At 73.0% G+C, this 2372-nt stretch carries 1 protein-coding gene; it reads left to right on the forward strand.

All coding sequences use genetic code 11. The features are described from left to right. The first annotated feature begins 59 nt into the window (after positions 1-59). Positions 60-2345 (forward strand): PQQ-dependent sugar dehydrogenase, encoded by a 2286-nt coding sequence (locus tag ACFV4N_RS42815; protein WP_499678425.1) that lies wholly within the window; start codon positions 60-62, stop codon positions 2343-2345. Positions 2346-2372 lie beyond the last annotated feature (27 nt).

A 2372-nucleotide genomic window follows, 5' to 3' on the forward strand; every position in this document is an offset into this window, starting at 1 on the left:
TCTCACATGTCACCCTTTCGTGCTCACTCGGAAGTGTCACGAAAGGAACAAAGTTCACTATGCGTCTCTTCCGCCGCAGACGTCCGTCCCCTCGAACCAGACGCTGGACCGCCGCGACCGCCGCCGCGCTGGTCGTGGCGGCCACCGCGGTGGCGCTCCCGCCGGCCGCCGGCGCCGCCGTGCCGGCCGGCTTCACCGACAGCCTCGCCATCGGCGGCCTCTCCTCGCCCACCGCGGTCTCCTTCGCACCGGACGGCCGGGTGTTCATCGCCGAGAAGAGCGGCCTGGTCAAGGTCTACGACTCGCTCGCCGACACCACCCCCACCACGTTCGCCGACCTGCGCCCGCAGACCCAGGACTTCTGGGACCGCGGCCTGCTCGGCATGGCCGTGGACCCGCAGTTCCCGGCCCGCCCGTTCGTCTACGTCGCCTACACCTACGACGCCGTGCCGGGCGGCACCCACCCGCGCTGGGGCGACCAGTGCCCGACCCCGCCCGGCGCCACCGACCAGGGCTGCGTGGTCACCGGCCGCGTCTCCAAGCTGACCATGGGCCCCGGCGGCACCATGACCGCCGAGCAGCCGCTGGTCACCGACTGGTGCCAGCAGTACCCCAGCCACTCCATCGGCACGGTCGCGTTCGGCCCCGACGGCGGCCTCTACGTCGGCGGCGGCGACGGCGCGAGCTTCAACTTCGCGGACTACGGCCAGGTCGGCAACCCGTGCGCCGACCCGCCGGGCGCGGCGGGCACCAACCACACCGCGCCGACCGCGCGCGGCGGCGCGCTGCGCGCCCAGTCGATCCGCCGCCCGGCCGGCGAGCCGGTGTCCCTGGACGGCTCCCACGTGCGCATCGACCCCGACACCGGCGCGGGCCTGCCCGGCAACCCGTTCGCGGGCAGCGCCGACGCCAACGCCAAGCGCATCATCGCCCACGGCATGCGCAACGAGTTCCGCTTCGGGTTCCGGCCCGGCACCGAGGAGCTGTGGGTGGGCGACGTCGGCTGGAACACGTGGGAGGAGATCAACCGCATCCCCGACGTGAACGACGCGACGGCGGAGAACTTCGGCTGGCCCTGCTACGAGGGCTCGGCCCGCCAGGGCGGCTACGACGGCGCCAACCTCGACCTGTGCGAGTCGCTCTACAGCGGCGCGGGGCAGACCGCGCCCTACTACGCGTACAACCACTCCGCGAAGGTCGTCTCGACCGACCCGTGCCCCACCGGCGGGTCGTCGATCTCCGGCATCGCGTTCGAGTCCACCAGCAACTACCCCGCGGCCTACGACGGCGCGCTGTTCTTCTCGGACAGCTCGCGCGGCTGCATCTGGGCGATGCAGACCACCAACGGCCAGCCCGACCCGGCCAAGCTGGTGCCGTTCGTGACCGGCGTGAACGTGCCCGTGCAGATCGCCACCGGCCCCGGCGGCGACCTGTTCTACATCGCCCTCGGCGCGGGCCAGCTGCGCCGCGTCACCTACTCCAGCGGCAACCAGGCGCCGACCGCCGTCGCCACGGCCACCCCGTCGTCCGGGGCCGCCCCGCTGACCGTGCAGTTCGACGGCACCGGCTCCACCGACCCCGATCCCGGCGACACGCTCTCCTACGCCTGGGACCTCGACGGCGACGGCCAGTACGACGACTCCACCTCCGCCACGCCGACCCGCACCTACACCGCGCAGGCCGCGGTCAACGTCGGGCTGCGGGTGACCGACCAGGCCGGCGCGTTCGGCACCGACACCGTCGCGGTCACCGTCGGCGCGCCCGCGTCCCAGGACCCGACACCGGTGATCGACACCCCGACCGCGCCGCTGAACTGGGTGGTCGGGCAGGACGTGCCCTTCTCCGGGCACGCCACCGACCCGCAGGACGGCGCGCTGCCCGCGTCCGCGCTGAGCTGGCGGCTGAGCATCCAGCACTGCGCGACCAGCGGCTCGTGCCACGAGCACGTGGTGCAGAACTGGTCGGGCACGGCCTCGGGGTCGTTCATCGCGCCCGACCACGAGTACCCGTCCTACCTGGAGCTGAGCCTGACCGCCACGGACTCGTCCGGCCGGTCGACGACGACCACCACCCGGCTCGACCCCCGGACGGTGAACCTGACGTTCACCACCAACCCCGGCGGGTTGCAGCTCAGCGTGGGCGGCACGGCGCAGACCACGCCGTTCACCCGCACGGTCATCGTCGGGTCGAACAACTCGATCAGCGCGCCGAGCCCCCAGTCCGGCCCGCTGTTCCTCCGGTACCGGTACTCGAGCTGGTCCGACGGCGGCGCGCAGACGCACAACATCACCGCGCCCGCGACGGCCACCACGTACCAGGCGAACTACCAGCTCTGCCTGTGCTGAGCCGAGCCGACCGGCCGCGGACGACCC

Origin of the sequence: Actinosynnema sp. NPDC059797 (assembly GCF_042732085.1) — a bacterium.
Lineage (GTDB): Bacteria > Actinomycetota > Actinomycetes > Mycobacteriales > Pseudonocardiaceae > Actinosynnema.

What these genes read in the sequence shown, in the direction of transcription:
- ACFV4N_RS42815 (WP_499678425.1), top strand. Translation starts at nt 60, where the DNA reads ATGCGTCTCTTCCGCCGCAGACGTCCGTCCCCTCGAACCAGACGCTGG.